Consider the following 17,964-nt stretch of genomic DNA (forward strand, 5'->3'; position numbering starts at 1 on the left):
AGTGCTTCTAAACGGGCTCATACCCAATTATTTTCCACTCTTTATTGGACAAATCGATATAGTAATAATTCACGACATCTTTTTTATCAAATTCACCATTTTTATTAGTGTCTTCAACGGTCCTAAAATACAAACGATTTTTGGAACCGATCAATTTCCAATCGATCAATTCCTGAAAATCAGGTGACATCTTTGTGAACTTCTTGCCGCTAATCTCACTTAAATACAAGGCCTTAATATCGCTTGTGTCTAGTTTTCCATCTTTATTAGTATCCACATCGACCATCGTATAGACCATAATCTGGTTATTGGTTTTGTCAGCAACGGACTTCAAATACGTCGCTGTTTGAATCAAAACAGGTTTGTCTGTCAATTTCCTGATGGAATCCGAATCTACTTTTTGAAATTTTAAATTTTGCAAAAAACCGGTGATTTCAAATTCACCATAATTAGAAATCGTAAAACTTAAATCATTTACACTCGAAGATCCATATCGCGCTTTAGTTCCTCTTTCACGGATACTTAAATCGGCCACAGGATGAATCAAATAATCCGTCCCTTCCATTTGCAATGGTAAGTCAGCAATTTGTATTTGAGTAGAATCCACTCGGGCAATTACCTTTGCTTTGCTCGTTCCATCGTAAGTTACTTTAGGTTTTTCAACCTCTTCTTTACAACTGGTCAAAAGCAGAACGGCTATTCCTATAAGAGTGATCTGTATTTTTTTCATGATGCTGTGCTTTAAAATTCAAATATAATCATTTTTAAAAAATGACAATCGTATTCCGTTGTCGATTTATCTAATTAAAATAGAGTCCGACTTTTATCTAAAATACGACATATCGCATACTACTATAATTTAGCACTCAATTTCACGTTAAAAACTCTGGTAGTCATGTAATTAGGAATTGCATACTGATTTTTAGAATATACATCGCGAACCCAAGTATTCGTAATGGCATTTTGATTGTCAAAAAGATTAAAAATTTCCAATCCTACCGCCAACTCTTTAAAATCTTTAAACCAACCCGTATTCTTTTTTACTGTTGTGTTATCTATAAAAACTTTAGAAAAACCTACATCCACACGGCGGTAATCATTCAATCGGTTTTGGTATGCATAAGGATCTGCATAAGACGGCGAACCTCCCGGCAGTCCCGTATTATACACTAAATTCAAATACAATTTAATACTTGGAATATTGGGCATATAATCCTGAAACAACAGACCAAATTTTAATCTCTGGTCTGTTGGTCTTGCGATAAAACCCTGGTTATTGCTATTTTCCTCTGTTTTCAAATACCCAAAACTAAACCATGATTCGGTTCCGGGAACAAATTCCCCGTTTAACCGAATGTCTACTCCTTGCGCGTACGCTGTAGCATTATTATTAGCGGCATACCTAATGCGCACATTGTCAATCGTATAGGTATTTACATGCGACAGTGATTTGTAATACAACTCAGATATTAGTTTGAAAGGGCGATTCCACATCGTGAAACTAAAATCATTCCCAATCACAAAATGAATGGATTGTTGCGCCTTGGTATTGGGCTGCACCAGTGCATCTGCATTTCTCAGTTCCCTGTAAAACGGAGGTTGATGGTATAAACCTCCGGAAAGTCTAAAGATCATATCGAGCTGCCAATCCGGCTTTATGGCAAATTGTGCTCTGGGACTAATCGTTATTTGGGATTTACCAATTATAGTAGCACCTGATACTTCCCATTGATGCATCCGGACTCCGGCATTATACCAAACTTCACTCCTGCCAATAGTACTTTTCAAACTCCATTGGCCATAGCCTGAAAATCTATTGATCGAATTAAAATTAGTCGCACGAATGTCTTGGTAGGGCACTAACGGTCCTGTGTAAGGCGAGTAGGGCTGGTCGTTTTTAGGCAAATCAATAACAGGTGGATTCAACGAGAAACCGGCTGAATCGATTACCTCCCACTCTATAATTCGATCCCGGATGGATTCTCGTGTATACTTTATTCCCCATTCAAATTGGCTTTCTTTCCAATCCTGAAATCCTTTTATTTCCGTATTAACAATCAGTGCATCTAAGTCATTTCTGGCATGATTGAGCTGGGAGCCAATTCTTCTTGTAAAAGCGACTTCGCCATAGGTTTCAGAACCAATACTGGAATCCACTTCGCCTAAGCGATATTGGGCAAAAATATCAAAATATTCTTGTTCTAAAGTATGAAAAACAGAACCAATAAATTTCAACGTAAAATTATCCGAAACGTTAAAGGTTGTTTTCACCGCGCCAAAATACGTGTCGTACTGATCCTTTTCCTGTCCTTCATAGAAAACAGAAAGACGCATTGGATTATCTATAGTTCCGAAATTAGTTTGTCTGGTTAATGGTTGATACTGGTATTTGTTTTGGGAAATATTACCTAAAAAACTCCATTGCCATTTCGCCGAAGCATTATAATTTATATTGGCTTGAATGTCTGCAAAGGAAGGCGTGAAATTTGTTTGTGTTTCCTGGCTATTCACCAGAAGACTGTTGTTGCGATAGCGGACTCCCGTAACCGCAGACCATTTTTTATCCTTGGAAACCACATCTACAGAAAGGCTTCCGCCAAGAAGACTCGCTTCAAGGCTTGCGCCAAATTTAATCGGTTTTCGATACGTAATATCTAAAACCGAGGATAATTTATCTCCAAACTTCGCTTGAAAACCACCCGCTGAAAAATCAACATTTTGCACTAAATCCGTATTGGTAAAACTCAACCCTTCTTGTTGCCCCGACCGAATTAGAAACGGACGATAGACTTCAATTTCATTCACATAAACTAAATTCTCATCGTAATTACCACCGCGTACGGCGTATTGCGTACTCAATTCGTTATTTGAGTTTACTCCCGGCAATGTTTTCAAAATATTCTCGACACCCGCGTTAGCCCCAGGAATTTTTCGGATCATTTCTGGCTCAATTGTAGTAATTCCCTGGATCTGTTTTCTGTTATTTGCCGTTATAATAACTTCTCCCATTTGCTCCTTCCGATTCGTCATTACAGGGTTGAACTCTCTTTCCTCCTTTGGTTCCAATACAAAAGTCACCGTTATTTTTTTTAGCGAAACATGTGTAAAAACAAGCGTAATTTGTTTATTCGCAGGAACTTTTAGCGCATAAAATCCATTTTGATTGGAGCTTGTTCCACTACCGGAATACGAAACATTTACGCTTGCCACAGGCTGGTTGTTTTCATCCAAAATCACCCCTTTGATCCTAGCCGTTTGGGCTACTGCAGTAAGGCTCAGAAGAAAAAAAAAGAATACAGGTAATAATCGATTCGTGCTCAAATGGTTTGGCTTTTATTATTTTTGACTTCTAAAAAAATGCGTTTCAAAGGTAGTTGAATTTCCTACATTATCCGTCACTACCACTTTTAAATCATTGGCGCCTTCAGCAACAATCCCATCACTAAAATAATGAGTAATTTTTCTGATTTTATTATCATATTCAAACAATACCCATTTTCCGTTCAAATACCCATTGTATGATTTGATGCCTGACAAATCATCGGATATAGAAAGCTGAATCCTTTTTTGTGTACTGATCCATTTTCCTTCTACAGGTGCATTCATGGTGATTTTAGGAGCAACGGTATCAGAAACCAAAGCATATTTGCCCAAAATTTTGACTTTGGTGCTAAATACGTTGTCTTTTCTATATGTTGGATTGTAATTTGTAGCTTTTCCGTCGATTCTGCCAATAAACATTTTCTCTCTTTGCAGTTCCGTAGCTTTTGTGTCTTCAATAGAAACAGTAAAATTACTATGGGCAGGAACGGTATCATCATGCAACCATAAAATGTCGTTTTTTACATCAAAATTCATATTAAAATCATCGTAAAATGTTCCCGCAGGAAAGAAAACTGACATGTTCTCTAAAGCAAAATTGCTATCTACGTTAGCGTTCACAAAATAATTTGACACCGCAGGTTCCGGGCTTATAACCGTTGGCAATAAATCATATTGAATAGGAATCGCTATTATTTTTTTGTTTCCAAAGAAATCCGACACTTCAATGCGATACAACGAAGCTAAATTTGGCGTTATTTGCAACACACCTTTATTTTCATCGGCTTGAATAATGCTCAAATTATACGGAGTTTTCATAAAAAGTTTCTGAACCCGTTGTTGCGTTTTTTTATATCTGGGATAATCAATCAAAGCATTAATGTAACGCATCTCATCAAAGGAATAGGTATTGAATTCATACCCGAAATTTGGTTTCCCATTATAAAAGGAGTGCACCTTGTACACTCCGTTAACATTAAACGAGACATCATCACTATCAGAAGCGGAAATACCAAAACCAATCACGCCATTTGCGGTTACTTTATCAGACAGGTATGTCCCATCTTTTTGTAACGAAACATTGAGGGCTATTGGTCGTTTGGAATGGTTAACTGTTGTTTTTGAATCTAAAGGGTACACGTAAACGGCTGAAACAATTGGTTTTTTAGTGTCTTTTAAATATGTATCGTAGCCAAAAAGCATGGGATTGATTATGAACTCCGTTTTGGAATCTCGAAATTCAAAATGCAGATGAGGACCTTGAGAAGATCCTGTATTACCAGAAAAAGCGATAACATCCCCGTTTTTAACCTGCATTTCATCGGGTTTAAAAAACATTTCAATTTCAAATGATTCCTCTTTATAATGGCTGTTTTTGATGTAGCTTTCAATGGCACCATTGGCCATTTTTAAATGCCCATAAACGGATGTAAAACCATTAGGATGATTAATATAAATTGTTTTTCCATTACCAAAAGTAGAAATTTTTATTCTGGACACATACCCATCGGCTACTGCATACACCTTGAAACCCTCCTTTTGCTGGGTTCTTAAATCAAATCCTGCATGAAAATGGTTGGGTCGTAATTCTCCAAAATTCCCTGACAATTGCATCGGGATGTCTAATGGAGACCTAAAATAATCTTTTGGATACTCCGCTTGCGCAAAAACAAAGTTGCAAAAAAATACTAAATAAAGAGAAAATTTCATTGTTTACATTTTTGCTAAGGTAAAAAAAAAGTATGCAAAAACAGTTCTAAAAAAAAACAGTTCCTAATCAATTGTTTAACTGTTATTTAACTAAATAAATGCAAAAAAAATAATAAAATATTGCAAAATTAAAAAGGAATACTAACTTTGTATGATTATGTAATGAATTAGAATATATAATGAGTGCAATTGCAGAAATTATTGATACTCTTGAAAATAAAGTTGAAAAACTTTTCATAAAAATGAAAAGTTTGGAACAAAACAATCAAGATTTAAGAAACGAATTAACAAAAACTGCATCTATAATACTAACTCAATCACAACAGATTGAGGCCTTAAAAACGCAGTATGAAACACTCAAAGTAGCGAATGCATTACTAGGCAGTGACGATAATAAAAGAGATACCAAGTTTAAAATAAATTCATTAATTCGCGAAATTGATTATTGTATAGCCCAGCTATCAGACTAATAAAAGATATGGACGAAAAGCTTAAAATTAAAATATCAATTGCAGACAGAGTCTACCCGTTAACGGTTGATCTTTCACAGGAAGAAGGACTGAGAAGTGCTTCAAAAAAAATTGATAAAATGATAAAGCAATTTGAAGAAAACTATGCCGTTCGTGATAAGCAGGATGTTTTAGCAATGTGTGCCCTGCAATTTGCCTCACAAACGGAACAAAAACAAATTGATAATGCAATTGATGGAGAAGAAACCATTGAAAGAATTAAAAAAATCAATGCGGTTTTAGATCAATATCTCGACAAATAAACGTTCTTTACAAAAACTAAGATACTGCCTACATTAGTTCACATTTGGTAAACTCAACACTAACAATTTAGAATGAGCAAATCATCACTACTAAAGCATGCCACGCCCCGGCGAGGAAACTTGAACAGTGAGTTAGCTCAAAACTTGTCTTTCCGAGTTTATTCAACACAACTAATGTAGGCTTTTTTATTTATAAATTTTAACAAACATGGACAACATATTAACGATTATTATTACGGGAATTATAGGTATTGCAGGCGGTTTTGCCATCGCAAAAATGATAGAAAAAAGCAATATCTCTAACTTGATTAAGAATTCAAAAAAAGAAGCCGCATCGATTCTTAAAGATGCCAATCTTGAAGCTGAAAATATAAAGAAGGATAAAATTCTTCAAGCGAAAGAAAAATTTATTGAATTAAAATCAGAACATGAGCAAGTGATCCTTTCTCGTGATAAAAAAGTCGCTGAAATAGAAAAAAGAGTTCGGGACAAAGAATCTCAAATTTCAAATGAATTATCAAAAGCTAAAAAAGTAAATGATGATTTTGAAGCAAAAACGGTAGAATACAACTCTAAAATAGATATTTTAGACAAAAGACAGGCTGAAGTGGACAAACTTCATAAGAGTCAATTGCAACAATTGGAAGTAATCTCCGGCTTATCCGCTGAGGAAGCAAAAAATCAATTGATTGAAGGACTTAAAGCCGAGGCTAAAAGCAAAGCAATGTCTCACATACAAGACACGATTGAAGAGGCGAAACTTACAGCACAACAAGAGGCTAAGAAAATAATCATCAACACCATTCAAAGAGTTGGAACCGAAGAAGCAGTAGAAAATTGCGTTTCAGTATTCAACATTGAATCTGATGATGTAAAAGGACGAATCATAGGCCGTGAAGGTAGAAATATCCGTGCACTGGAAGCAGCTACAGGAGTAGAAATCATTGTAGATGACACCCCGGAGGCGATTATCCTTTCCTGTTTTGATCCGGTTCGAAGAGAAATTGCACGTTTAGCATTACATAAATTAGTGACTGACGGAAGAATTCACCCGGCTCGTATTGAAGAAGTAGTAGCAAAAACTGCCAAACAAATTGACGATGAAATTATAGAAGTGGGTAAACGTACCGTTATAGACTTAGGAATTCACGGATTACACCCTGAATTGATTAAAGTAGTAGGACGCATGAAATACCGTTCTTCTTACGGACAGAATTTATTGCAACACTCCCGGGAAGTTTCTAAACTATGTGGAATCATGGCAGCTGAACTTGGCTTAAACGTAAAACTGGCTAAAAGAGCTGGTTTATTGCACGATATTGGTAAAGTTCCAGATGCTGAAAGTGATTTACCACACGCGTTGTTAGGAATGCAATGGGCTGAAAAATACGGTGAAAAAGAAGAGGTTTGTAATGCGATTGGTGCTCACCATGACGAGATAGAGATGAAATCATTACTATCCCCGATCATTCAGGTTTGTGATGCTATTTCAGGTGCAAGACCAGGAGCAAGAAGACAAGTCTTGGATTCTTATATACAACGTCTAAAAGATCTTGAGGAAGTAGCGTACGGCTTTAGCGGTGTGAAAAATGCTTATGCCATTCAAGCTGGTAGAGAACTTCGGGTTATCGTAGAGAGCGAAAAGGTTTCGGATGAAAATGCGGCTACCTTATCTTTCGATATTTCACAAAAAATTCAAACAGAAATGACCTATCCGGGCCAAGTTAAAGTAACCGTAATACGGGAAACAAGAGCTGTGAATATTGCTAAATAATTTATTCCCATTATAAGAAACAAAAAAACTTCTCCGTATGGAGAAGTTTTTTTTTGCACTGAAAATACGGTTTTTAAAAATTATTTATCTCTTGGTAATTTTCGTTTTAGGGAACATCAAAAACCATAATTACTTTTTATATCATTTAAATGCGATTATAATTTAGATTTTATTTTTATTCAAACATAAAAAAAGTATCAATTTTATAAAATTTCAACTAAACTAAACTAACCCGTTGGGTACAATTGTTCAAAACGTCAGTTCGAGTGTTTTTTGTAGAGTAAAACGGAACAAAACTTCTCGATACGCTTCGCACTCGAAGTGACGTGTATCGAGAATCGTTATTAATACTAATTTTCTAGTTCTCGATATAATCCCGCCTAAAAGCGGGATCACTCGAACTGACGAAAATTTTCATCAAAATCTAATTACAACCAACAGGTTAAGCTAATAAAAATATTACTTTCTTGGGTGAAAAGTATTTAGAACCTGAGTAAGAAATGTTCTGTCAAGGTGTACGTATATTTCCGTTGTGGTGATTGATTCATGACCAAGCATCAATTGTATTGCACGCAAATCAGCCCCGTTTTCTAAAAGGTGTGTGGCAAAAGAATGCCGCAGGGTATGTGGACTAATTGTTTTGTGCAACGCTATGACTGACGCTAAATTTTTGATTATCGTAAAAATCATGGCTCTTGTCAATTGGCTTCCCCTTCTATTTAAAAACAACGTATCTTCAAAACCTTTTTTTATATTCAGTTGATTTCGTTTTGTATCCCTGTAGATAATGATGAATTTTTGAGTATAATCCCCTACAGGTACAAAGCGCTGTTTGTTTCCTTTTCCGGTAACTTTTATAAAACCCTCTTCAAAAAACAAGTCGGACATTTTTAATGCCACTAATTCCGAAACCCGAAGCCCACAACCATAAAGGGTTTCCATCATAGCGCGATTGCGTTCCCCTTCATTAGAGGTCAAATCAATGGCTGCAATAAGAGTATCGATCTCATCAACAGATAAAATATCTGGAAGTTTCCTGCCCGTTTTGGGTGTTTCTATAAGTTCTAATGGATTATCTGTTCGATAGTCCTCAAACATTAAATAACCAAAAAAACTTTTAAGACCAGAGATAATTCGGGCTTGTGAACGGGGATTCACTTCTTTTGAAACACTGTAAATAAACTGTTGAAGTATTTCTTCATCAATTTGAATGGGTGAAACTTCCATTTTATTTTCAGTCAAAAAAAGACACAATCGTTGTACATCAAACGAATAATTTTCTATTGTGTTGTGAGACAAACCGCGCTCAATTTTTAAGTACGATTGATACCTTTTTATGTAAGCAGTCCAATTCATAAACACAAAGTAACACTTTTATTCATTAAAAAACCTTCCAAATTGAGAGGCTTTTGAATGTAACTATGCAAACTTTAGAAATGCAATGCAAAACCCATATTAAATTGAAAATTTGAATCATAAAACGATTTGTTAACCGCATTATTGTAGCGAATACCTGGTTCCATACTTACATTTTTGCCAAGAAAAAAAGCGTATCCTGCTTGAAAACCAATGTAGGCAGGATTTGCATCTGTATCGCCAAAGCCTACACCATTATAGGAAATCTCGACCGGAATTTTACTTTTAAAATAATACTTCAATCCTAATTTATACGCAATTGGGTCCGTGAGAGTACTGACACCATCGTCGCCATAGCCTAATCCCACTTTAATTGCTAAGTTATCTTTAATAAAATAACCCCCTTCAAGCCCTATATTATAGGCGGTAACACCATCAGATGTTTTAAAGTACAAAGAAGTATTGCCTACATTTTGCCCAAAACCTGTATTTGCTTCAATCAATCATTTTCCGTTAGAACCTTGATTTCCTTGCATTTGCAATTCATTTTCTTGAGCTTGAGCAACTAAAAAAGCAAAAAAGGCAATACCGGACAGCATAATTTTTTTCATATTGATTTGTTTTTATTGGAACGAAAGTAGATAATGCTAAATATTTTGTACGATTTTTATGAAAAAAATAACTTTTAAAATTCACAGTATTTTTCTTCACATAAAAAATATAATTATAAATTTACAAATACACAACGCACTCAATTGTAACATTTTAATCCAAACTAACCAAGAATAATAATTAAAAAAAATAACTATTATTCCTATTAACAAAATGTGGACTAATTTTTGATTAGAGAGAAGACAACAATAATAATCAAACAAAACAGTTTGTAATAAATGTACTCATTAAATTAATTTAAAAAAAAAAATATGAAAAAAATAATTCTTGTTACAGTAGTTCTTCTTGCCGCGTCAGTAGACATGCAAGCACAATTGATAAAGTTTGGGTTTAAAGGGGGTTTAAATTACGCCAATCAATCAGGAACTGATATCACCATCAACAGCGGTAATTATGATAAAGAAGCTATAACGAGTTATCATGCGGGTCTAGTAGCTGAACTGAAATTGACAGATGGTTTTTCGATACAACCCGAATTATTGTATTCCACTCAGGGAGCATCATATAAATATGCGGCTACAGAATTCAAAAAAGAGTTAGGATATTTATCTATTCCAGTGATGGCTAAATTTCATTTCAACAAAACAGTCAGTTTAGATCTTGGCCCTCAGGCCTCATTCCTATTGAGTGAAAGAAGAGAATTTGATGTAAAAAATGCAGAAACTTTTGAATTTGGAGTAGCCGGTGGTTTAACTCTAAATGTAACTAAACACATTTTCCTTCAAGGTCGTTATGTGTTAGGATTAACTGAAGCTTCAAAACAAGCAGAAGTTAAGAACTCTGTTCTTCAAATTTCAGCAGGATTTACATTCTAAAAAAATAAAAAATTAAATTTATTAAAACCGTTCTATAAAGTGGAACGGTTTTTTTATTTTTACAGAAGCAGGAATTATAAAATGAGCGTATCGGAAATGTAATGAAAACCAGATAAGCCACATGGGAATTCGATATTCAAATAAAAAACAAATAGCAACTACTTATGAAAATTAGTATCATCAATGGACCGAACCTCAATCTTCTGGGTCAACGCGAGCCTTCAGTTTACGGAAATCAAACTTTTGAAGAATATTTCACTACTTTACAAATTAAATACCCAGCAATAGCATTTACTTATTTCCAAAGTAACATTGAAGGGGAATTAATTGATAAAATTCAGGAATTTGGTTTTTCATTTGATGGCATAATCCTAAATGCCGGAGCGTATACACATACTTCTATAGGAATTGGCGACGCTGTAAAAGCCGTTACCACTCCAGTGGTTGAAGTTCATATTTCGAATACGTTTTCCCGTGAAAGTTTTAGACATCAATCCTATATTTCTGGAAATACCAAAGGTGTTATTCTGGGTTTTGGTTTAAAGAGTTATGAGCTGGCGATTCAGTCATTTTTGTAGTATCAAAATAAAATAAGCCATTAGATAAATCTTTAACAAATAATTAATACGCTCTTTTGTAACTTCTTCTATTTTTGTGAAAGAAAAAACTTTCATGAAAAAATACTACTTACTACTGCTTTTATTAGTTTCATTTGTCAGTACTGCACAAATTAAAGGAACCGTTTCGGACGAAAAAGGAAATCCCTTGCCTTTTGTGACTATTTTTCAGGAGGACACCTATAATGGAACCACTTCAAACGAGCAAGGAAACTATGAATTCAACTTAAAGAAAAAGGAAAAACAAACAGTTGTCTTTCAATTTTTAGGTTTTAAAACCCAGAAAGTAGTTATACAAACAGACAAACTCCCTTATTCGTTGCACATCAAAATGATCGAAGAAAGTTTCTCGCTGAACGAAGTAATCATCAACAAAAAAAACAATCCGGCTTTAGCGATAATAAAAAGTGCCATTGCCAGCAGAAAACAAAACACCAAAAAAACAAATCGATTCAACGCTAACTTTTATTCCCGCGGTATTTTTAAACTAAAAAATGCCCCAAAAAAAATATTAGGCCAAAAAATTGGTGATCTTGATGGCGCACTGGATTCTACCGGAACCGGAATCATTTCCTTATCTGAAACGTTTTCAAAAATAGCATTTGAGAAACCCAATAACTTAAAAGAAGTAGTTACTGCCTCAAAAGTAAGTGGCAGAGACAATGGCTACAGCTACAATACGGCTACATCTTCATTCTACGATTTTTATGACAACACCATCGATTTTAGTGTCCAAATGATTTCTCCAATAGCGAACAACGCGTTCAACTACTATAATTACACCTTAGAAAGCACTTTTTTTGACGAGAATACAAACATGATCAACAAAATAAAAGTGATTGCAAAGCGCGACAGTGAACCCGTTTTTGAAGGGTACATTTATATAGTGGAAGACTCCTGGGCGATTTACGCCGTTGATCTGGATATAAAAGGCTACCGAATAAAAGAAGAATTTATGGATGTGATGACCTTAAAACAAAATTTCAGTTACAACAACAGCAATAAAATCTGGGCCAAAAATACCCAAAGTCTCGAAATCACAGCAGGTGCTTTTGGGATAAAATTTACCGGAAAATACAATTACGTGTATAGCAATTATGAATTCATAAATGCTTTTGCACCCAAAACATTTACAAATGAAATTACGAGAATCGAAATAAATGCCAATAAAAAAGACAGCTTATTCTGGAATACCAACAGACCCATTCCGTTAACAAATGAAGAAAGCATGGATTATTTTAGAAAAGACAGCATTTACAAGGTCCGAAATTCCGAAAAATACCTGGATTCAGTAGACACAAAAGAGAACAAGTTCAAAATCTTGAAGCTACTGAGCGGCTACACCTATAAAAACAGTAGCAAAAAACACAGTTTTAGTTATGAAGGATTATTAAATCTTGGTTCATTGAGTTTCAATACGGTGCAAGGATATAATTTTGACTCAGGATTTAAATACACCAACTGGAAAAATCAGGAAAGTAAAGGAATCTACACTTCCATAAGTACAAAACTCAATTACGGTTTTGCCGAAGATCGTTTGCGTGTCACCGGACAATTTATCCACCGGTTCAACAATCAGAATTATGCCACTTTATATATGACAGGAGGCAGTTCTGTAAAGCAATTTAATCCGAATGAACCCATCAGTAAAGTAATAAACACAATCAGTTCCCTAGCATTCAAGAACAATTTTATGAAGTTGTATAATCTGGAATCAGCGGCAATTGGCTACAGCCAAGATGTTGCAAATGGCGTGAATCTCAATGGAAAGATAGAATACCAGCAACGCAAACCAGTATTCAACAATACGGATTTTTCTTTTTTTAACAAGGACGAATTATACACTTCGAATAATCCGTTGGTACCAAATGATTTCACCACTCCCGGTTTTGAAAAACACCATTTGACGAAAATTAATTTACTTGCAAAAATCAATTTTGGAAACAAATATTCCTCCCGTCCCGATGGAAAATTTAACATCCGAAATGAAAAATATCCAACTCTTTATTTAGGCTATGAAAAAGCAATTGCGGCTAATGAAAAGAAGTATGAGTTTGACCATTTCAATAGCCGATTGACGTATGATTTGACATTGAAAAATAAAGGTGTTTTAGGGTTGAATCTAAAAGCGGGGAAGTTTCTGAATGCAGATAACATTGCTTTTATAGATTACAAGCATTTTAATGGCAATCAAACCCACATTGGGCAGTCAGCGCGCTATTTGAATGTATTTAACTTACTGCCGTATTACTCTAACAGTACGAACGACAGCTATTTTGAAGTGCATACGGAATACAACGACAAAGGCTATATCATGAATAAAATACCTTTATTGAACAAACTAAAATCAACTTTGACACTGGGTGCTCACGCGCTGTCTACGCCAAACAACAAACCTTATACTGAAATTACAGTTGGGTTAGACAATTTAGGTTTCGGTAAATTTAAAATGCTCCGTATCGATTATGTTCGTTCGTACCAAAATGGATTTCAAGGAGACGGAGTAGTATTTGGGCTCAAATTTTTGAATATATTGGAATAAAAAAGAATCTATTTGTCAGTTGCAGTACAGTCGGAAAATATAACGGCATCTCGACTGCGCTCGATGTGACAAAAACATAACGAATTAAAAAAAGGCACTCGAAAATAGTTTTGGTGTCTTTTTTAGTTTTATCATACACCACAATATTAATCATTTGGTTCCACATGAATCAACACCTGTCCCAATTCCGGAATTTCCTCTAGCAAAGTATCCTTTAGTTTATGAGCCAGATCGTGTCCTTCTTTCACGGTAATATTTGAATCGACCGTAGCATGTAAATCTACATGATATTGCATGCCGGCTTTTCGAATAAAACATTTCTCGGTATCGATAATTCCGTCAACCTGAATGGAAACCATTCGGATTTGAGCTATTAAATCGTCGTATAAATGTTCGTCCATTATTTCGCCCAAAGCGGGTCTAAAAATAAGGTAACTGTTATAAAGTATGAATCCCGAAGCAAAAAGTGCAGCCCAATCATCCGCAGATTCGTAACCATCCCCTAAAATCAAGGCAATCGAAATTCCAACAAATGCCGCCACAGAAGTTATGGCATCACTTCGATGGTGCCAAGCATCAGCTCGTAGTGAGGAACTATTGGTTTGAATGCTTCTTTTCATCACCAGTCGAAACGAATATTCTTTCCAAATAATAATTGCAGCCAGAACGAGTAATGTCCATGGTTTTGGTAATTGATGTGGCGTTCCAATATTTACAATACTTTCATAGGCAATAATTGTGGCCGAAGTAATCAAAAAACCTACCACCAGAAAAGTAATCAAAGGTTCTGCTCTACCATGTCCGTACGGATGATTTTTATCCGCTGGCCTGTTGGAATATTTAATTCCGAACAACACCAAAAAAGAAGCAAAAATATCAGTCGTTGATTCAATTGCGTCTGCAATTAGTGCATACGAATTTCCGAAAAAACCGGCCAACCCTTTAATAATAGCCAGGCAAGTATTCCCTATAATGCTAAAATAAGTCGCCTTGATCGCTGTTTGTTCGCTTGACATGCGCTTTGTTTAAAGATGAAATAAAAGTAAAATCGTTTAAGTAAACCGAATTAAATTTTAGATTTAAATTCTTTCTGGCTTACTTAAACGAAAATTTTTATGATTTATGTTATTTATGCACGTACAATATTTGCACCAATAGCTCTCAATCGTTCGTCAATACGTTCGTATCCTCTGTCGATTTGTTCAATGTTTTGAATTGTACTCGTTCCTTTTGCGGAAAGCGCAGCAATCAATAATGAAATTCCCGCACGAATATCCGGTGATGACATTGTGGTGGCTTTGAGCTGCGATTTGAAATCATGCCCCATCACAACTGCTCTATGCGGATCGCACAACATAATTTTTGCTCCCATATCAATCAATTTATCCACAAAGAACAATCTGCTTTCAAACATTTTTTGGTGAATCAAAACATCACCTCTTGCCTGAGTGGCAACTACAAGCACAATACTCAATAAATCCGGAGTAAATCCGGGCCAAGGTGCATCAGCAATTGTCAAAATAGAACCGTCAATATCTGTTTTTACTTCATATCCATCTACGTGAGCAGGAATGTATATATCATCGCCACGACGTTCCAGCGTAATTCCAAGTTTTCTAAAGGTCGTAGGAATAACACCAAGGTTGTCCCAGCTGACATTTTTTATTGTAATCTCTGATTTTGTCATTGCAGCCAGGCCAATCCAGCTCCCAATTTCAATCATATCTGGAAGAATTCTATGCTCGCAACCACCTAAACTTTCAACTCCTTCAATAGTCAATAAGTTAGACCCAACTCCAGTTATTTTAGCTCCCATAGAGTTCAACATCTTACACAATTGTTGCAAGTAAGGTTCACAAGCTGCATTATACACTGTTGTTTTTCCTTTGGCCAAAACGGCAGCCATAACAATATTTGCGGTTCCGGTTACGGAGGCTTCGTCTAATAACATATCGGCCCCTTTTAATCCTTTTGGTGCTTCAACGCCATAAAAATGATCTTCTCTGTTGTAACGAAATTTAGCGCCCAGATTGATGAATCCTTCAAAATGCGTATCCAATCTTCGACGGCCTATTTTATCACCACCTGGTTTTGGGATATATCCTTTTCCAAATCGTGCCAAAAGTGGTCCAACAATCATGATAGAACCTCTTAAAGAACCGCCTTCTTTCTTGAATGCTTCGGTTTCCAGATACTCTATATTCACTTCATCAGCTTGAAAAGTATACGAGCCTGATCCATTTTTTTGAATTTTTACTCCTAAATTTCCTAGAAGCGTAATTAGTTTATTGATGTCAATAATATCAGGAATATTATTGATAATTACTTTTTCAGGTGTTAAAAGAACGGCACATAAAATTTGCAACGCTTCATTTTTTGCCCCTTGTGGCGTGATTTCTCCTTTTAGACTGATGCCACCTTCTATTTTGAAAATTCCCATTTTTTACAGTTATGAGTTATAAATTATTAGTTATGAGTTAAAAAGTTACGAGCTAAAAGTAATAGAACAAAATTCAAAACTTATAACTCCAATTTATAACTGACTTACAAAGGTTTCCTATTTTGGTTCTTGTGAATCGGATTTGGTTTTCCTGTTTTTGTATTCTTATTGCTAAGAATTTTGGGTTGTCCTACCGGCAATATTTTATTCGAAACCCGCTTATTGGTTCGTAATAAATCAGTGGTATTTAATAATTCCTCTGAACTTTGAATCAAATTCAACTTGCCATCAGAGAGTTCAAATAAATGTTCAAAAATGACATCATCTTTTACTGTGTCTTTGTTCCAACTCAAATATGATTTTTTCATGTGATTGGCAATTACTTTCACCAAGGCACTTTTCATATCGCCATCTTCCCATTTATTGGCCACGTCAATCATGTATTTTATGTTGTTGCCGTAATACCTGTATTTAGGAAAATTCTGAGGATAACTCAACACATCCGGTTTCAGCTGCAAGACTTCGCGAGATGGAGTTGGGTAGGGCGAATCCGCCACTAGTTTAAAATCAGACATTATGAAAATTTGATCCCATAATTTGTGCTGAAAATCAGGAACATCACGCAAATGCGGATTCAAGCTACCCATGACCTGAATAATGTATTTTGCCGCTTTATTGCGTTCTACATCATCTTCAATTTTAGTTGCCTGATCAATTAATTTTTGCAAATGACGCCCGTACTCCGGAATAATCAAATGCGATCGCTCTGCATTGTATTCCAAATGATGCACTACATCGTTCGCATTTTCTTTACTATATTTTGAATTCATATTTGAATGTATATATTTTTTTGATTTACGTGTTTTCTTTTTCGAATAGTGGAATCATTCGAACACCCATCCCAATTTTTTTATATCTAAAGAGAAACAATGCCTTTTATTGTAGAGACTTCTAGGTATTTATCTACTATTTCTTGTGCATCTTTCACAGTCACATCAACAGATATACTGGTAAATTTGCCTGTTTTGGATTTTGTGGTTTTGATAACTGCTCCCATACAATCAAAAGCCAACTCAACACGTTCTACATTATCACTTTCTGTTGGCACAATAAATTTAAATAAATATTCTGCTGGCCATGTATTGCTCATATCCAACTCTACTTTTAATCTATCGTAAAATTCTTCCGTCTTCTTATCCATTTTTTATTTAAAAATAAAGGCAAATATACGGTTTCAAACGTGAATTATGAATTTTGAAATATGATTTTTTGTCTAATCGCACTTTAACCGCAATGATTTTTTCAAATCCCAATAAGTTTAAGTAAATTTGCCCCTTATTTTTTAAAAGTGCAGAAAGAAATTATAGTTATCATTGGCGGTCCAGGAACCGGTAAAACTACTATCATCGATGGATTGATAGCTCAGGGACATTGTTGTTATCCCGAAATTTCCCGGGAAGTAACATTGGAAGCAAAAAAACAAGGAATCGAGCAATTATTCCTAGAAAAACCACTGTTATTCAGCGAATTGCTTCTTGAAGGAAGAAAAAAACAATTTCAAAATGCTTCTAAAGAAATCCACGATATTGTATTTATAGACAGAGGAATTCCGGATGTTTTGGCCTATATGCATTACATAGGCGATAGTTATCCTGCTACTTTTGATACGGCTTGCCGCGAACACACCTACTCAAAAATATTCATACTCCCACCTTGGGAAGAAATTTATATCAGCGACCACGAACGTTATGAAAACTTCGAACAAGCGAAACTCATCTACAATCATCTCACTGAAACCTATGAAAATTATGGGTACAAACTCATAGAAGTTCCAAAAGATACGATGGATAACCGAATTCTTTTTATCTTAGATGAAATTTCCAGATAGTCTGCAGGTTTAGGATCTATGCTTTGGACTGTTTTTCAATGAAATGAAATCTATACT

Annotated in this window: 16 protein-coding genes; 7 read left to right on the plus strand and 9 right to left on the minus strand. The window is 35.3% G+C overall.

What is annotated here, in order from left to right:
• Positions 1 to 7: 7 nt before the first annotated feature.
• The 3 genes from EKM05_RS12795 to EKM05_RS12805 form a co-directional block, all read right to left on the minus strand.
• A complete protein-coding gene (locus EKM05_RS12795) occupies positions 8 to 730 on the minus strand; it encodes a hypothetical protein (RefSeq protein ID WP_126463194.1) in 723 nt (240 codons plus the stop codon).
• Between the two features lie 122 nt (positions 731 to 852).
• Positions 853 to 3,321: a carboxypeptidase-like regulatory domain-containing protein gene (locus EKM05_RS12800; protein WP_233590909.1), complete on the minus strand. Its 2,469-nt coding sequence runs from the start codon at positions 3,319 to 3,321 to the stop codon at positions 853 to 855.
• Between the two features lie 15 nt (positions 3,322 to 3,336).
• Entirely contained in the window at positions 3,337 to 5,031 is a 1,695-nt protein-coding gene (locus tag EKM05_RS12805; protein ID WP_126555866.1) for a M23 family metallopeptidase, read from the minus strand.
• 179 nt (positions 5,032 to 5,210) lie between these two features.
• Between EKM05_RS12805 and EKM05_RS12810 the strand changes: the two genes are divergently transcribed.
• From EKM05_RS12810 to rny, 3 genes are all read left to right on the plus strand, one after another.
• The gene (locus EKM05_RS12810) at positions 5,211 to 5,501 is read left to right on the plus strand and encodes a hypothetical protein (protein ID WP_126463190.1); all 291 of its coding nucleotides are present in this window, start codon (positions 5,211 to 5,213) and stop codon (positions 5,499 to 5,501) included.
• A gap of 8 nt (positions 5,502 to 5,509) precedes the next feature.
• The gene (locus tag EKM05_RS12815) at positions 5,510 to 5,803 is read left to right on the plus strand and encodes a cell division protein ZapA (RefSeq protein WP_126463188.1); all 294 of its coding nucleotides are present in this window, start codon (positions 5,510 to 5,512) and stop codon (positions 5,801 to 5,803) included.
• Between the two features lie 208 nt (positions 5,804 to 6,011).
• The gene (gene rny / locus EKM05_RS12820; RefSeq protein ID WP_126463186.1) at positions 6,012 to 7,577 is read left to right on the plus strand and encodes a ribonuclease Y; all 1,566 of its coding nucleotides are present in this window, start codon (positions 6,012 to 6,014) and stop codon (positions 7,575 to 7,577) included.
• 459 nt (positions 7,578 to 8,036) lie between these two features.
• On the opposite strand, the gene xerD is transcribed toward rny, so the two are convergent.
• Together xerD and EKM05_RS12830 are read right to left on the minus strand one after the other, a co-directional pair.
• Positions 8,037 to 8,933: a site-specific tyrosine recombinase XerD gene (gene xerD / locus EKM05_RS12825; RefSeq protein ID WP_126555869.1), complete on the minus strand. Its 897-nt coding sequence runs from the start codon at positions 8,931 to 8,933 to the stop codon at positions 8,037 to 8,039.
• Between the two features lie 74 nt (positions 8,934 to 9,007).
• The gene (locus EKM05_RS12830; RefSeq protein ID WP_231507397.1) at positions 9,008 to 9,436 is read right to left on the minus strand and encodes a porin family protein; all 429 of its coding nucleotides are present in this window, start codon (positions 9,434 to 9,436) and stop codon (positions 9,008 to 9,010) included.
• A 420-nt stretch (positions 9,437 to 9,856) separates the two neighbouring features.
• Here EKM05_RS12830 and EKM05_RS12835 point away from each other — a divergent pair, with 420 nt between their 5' ends.
• From EKM05_RS12835 to EKM05_RS12845, 3 genes are all read left to right on the plus strand, one after another.
• Entirely contained in the window at positions 9,857 to 10,420 is a 564-nt protein-coding gene (locus tag EKM05_RS12835; RefSeq protein WP_126463181.1) for a porin family protein, read from the plus strand.
• A 164-nt stretch (positions 10,421 to 10,584) separates the two neighbouring features.
• On the plus strand, positions 10,585 to 10,998 hold the full coding sequence (gene aroQ / locus EKM05_RS12840; protein ID WP_126555872.1) for a type II 3-dehydroquinate dehydratase: 414 nt from the start codon (positions 10,585 to 10,587) through the stop codon (positions 10,996 to 10,998).
• Positions 10,999 to 11,092: 94 nt separating this feature from the next.
• Positions 11,093 to 13,579, plus strand: coding sequence for a DUF5686 and carboxypeptidase regulatory-like domain-containing protein (locus EKM05_RS12845; RefSeq protein ID WP_126555875.1), 2,487 nt, complete (start codon positions 11,093 to 11,095; stop codon positions 13,577 to 13,579).
• Positions 13,580 to 13,725: 146 nt separating this feature from the next.
• Here the strand turns inward: EKM05_RS12845 and EKM05_RS12850 are convergent, their stop codons facing one another.
• The 4 genes from EKM05_RS12850 to EKM05_RS12865 all read right to left on the minus strand — a co-directional run bounded on the left by EKM05_RS12850 (position 13,726) and on the right by EKM05_RS12865 (position 17,220).
• The gene (locus EKM05_RS12850; RefSeq protein ID WP_126555878.1) at positions 13,726 to 14,595 is read right to left on the minus strand and encodes a cation diffusion facilitator family transporter; all 870 of its coding nucleotides are present in this window, start codon (positions 14,593 to 14,595) and stop codon (positions 13,726 to 13,728) included.
• 113 nt (positions 14,596 to 14,708) lie between these two features.
• Positions 14,709 to 16,019: a UDP-N-acetylglucosamine 1-carboxyvinyltransferase gene (gene murA / locus EKM05_RS12855; protein WP_126463175.1), complete on the minus strand. Its 1,311-nt coding sequence runs from the start codon at positions 16,017 to 16,019 to the stop codon at positions 14,709 to 14,711.
• Positions 16,020 to 16,123: 104 nt separating this feature from the next.
• Positions 16,124 to 16,849 (minus strand): DUF4290 domain-containing protein, encoded by a 726-nt coding sequence (locus EKM05_RS12860; protein WP_126463173.1) that lies wholly within the window; start codon positions 16,847 to 16,849, stop codon positions 16,124 to 16,126.
• An 86-nt stretch (positions 16,850 to 16,935) separates the two neighbouring features.
• A complete protein-coding gene (locus EKM05_RS12865) occupies positions 16,936 to 17,220 on the minus strand; it encodes a DUF493 family protein (RefSeq protein ID WP_126463171.1) in 285 nt (94 codons plus the stop codon).
• A 147-nt stretch (positions 17,221 to 17,367) separates the two neighbouring features.
• Here EKM05_RS12865 and EKM05_RS12870 point away from each other — a divergent pair, with 147 nt between their 5' ends.
• A complete protein-coding gene (locus EKM05_RS12870; RefSeq protein ID WP_126463169.1) occupies positions 17,368 to 17,907 on the plus strand; it encodes an AAA family ATPase in 540 nt (179 codons plus the stop codon).
• The last annotated feature ends 57 nt before the right edge of the window (positions 17,908 to 17,964 follow it).

The sequence above is a fragment of the Flavobacterium sp. GSP27 genome (assembly GCF_003970395.1).
In the GTDB taxonomy this organism is placed as follows: domain Bacteria; phylum Bacteroidota; class Bacteroidia; order Flavobacteriales; family Flavobacteriaceae; genus Flavobacterium.

Excerpts from the sequence above, each read along its gene's own strand:
- EKM05_RS12795 (WP_126463194.1), bottom strand. The coding sequence starts at position 730 with ATGAAAAAAATACAGATCACTCTTATAGGAATAGCCGTTCTGCTTTTG.
- rny (WP_126463186.1), top strand. The coding sequence starts at position 6,012 with ATGGACAACATATTAACGATTATTATTACGGGAATTATAGGTATTGCA.
- EKM05_RS12845 (WP_126555875.1), top strand. The coding sequence starts at position 11,093 with ATGAAAAAATACTACTTACTACTGCTTTTATTAGTTTCATTTGTCAGT.
- xerD (WP_126555869.1), bottom strand. The coding sequence starts at position 8,933 with ATGAATTGGACTGCTTACATAAAAAGGTATCAATCGTACTTAAAAATT.
- murA (WP_126463175.1), bottom strand. The coding sequence starts at position 16,019 with ATGGGAATTTTCAAAATAGAAGGTGGCATCAGTCTAAAAGGAGAAATC.
- EKM05_RS12850 (WP_126555878.1), bottom strand. The coding sequence starts at position 14,595 with ATGTCAAGCGAACAAACAGCGATCAAGGCGACTTATTTTAGCATTATA.
- EKM05_RS12815 (WP_126463188.1), top strand. The coding sequence starts at position 5,510 with ATGGACGAAAAGCTTAAAATTAAAATATCAATTGCAGACAGAGTCTAC.
- EKM05_RS12860 (WP_126463173.1), bottom strand. The coding sequence starts at position 16,849 with ATGAATTCAAAATATAGTAAAGAAAATGCGAACGATGTAGTGCATCAT.
- aroQ (WP_126555872.1), top strand. The coding sequence starts at position 10,585 with ATGAAAATTAGTATCATCAATGGACCGAACCTCAATCTTCTGGGTCAA.
- EKM05_RS12835 (WP_126463181.1), top strand. The coding sequence starts at position 9,857 with ATGAAAAAAATAATTCTTGTTACAGTAGTTCTTCTTGCCGCGTCAGTA.
- EKM05_RS12805 (WP_126555866.1), bottom strand. The coding sequence starts at position 5,031 with ATGAAATTTTCTCTTTATTTAGTATTTTTTTGCAACTTTGTTTTTGCG.
- EKM05_RS12865 (WP_126463171.1), bottom strand. The coding sequence starts at position 17,220 with ATGGATAAGAAGACGGAAGAATTTTACGATAGATTAAAAGTAGAGTTG.
- EKM05_RS12810 (WP_126463190.1), top strand. The coding sequence starts at position 5,211 with ATGAGTGCAATTGCAGAAATTATTGATACTCTTGAAAATAAAGTTGAA.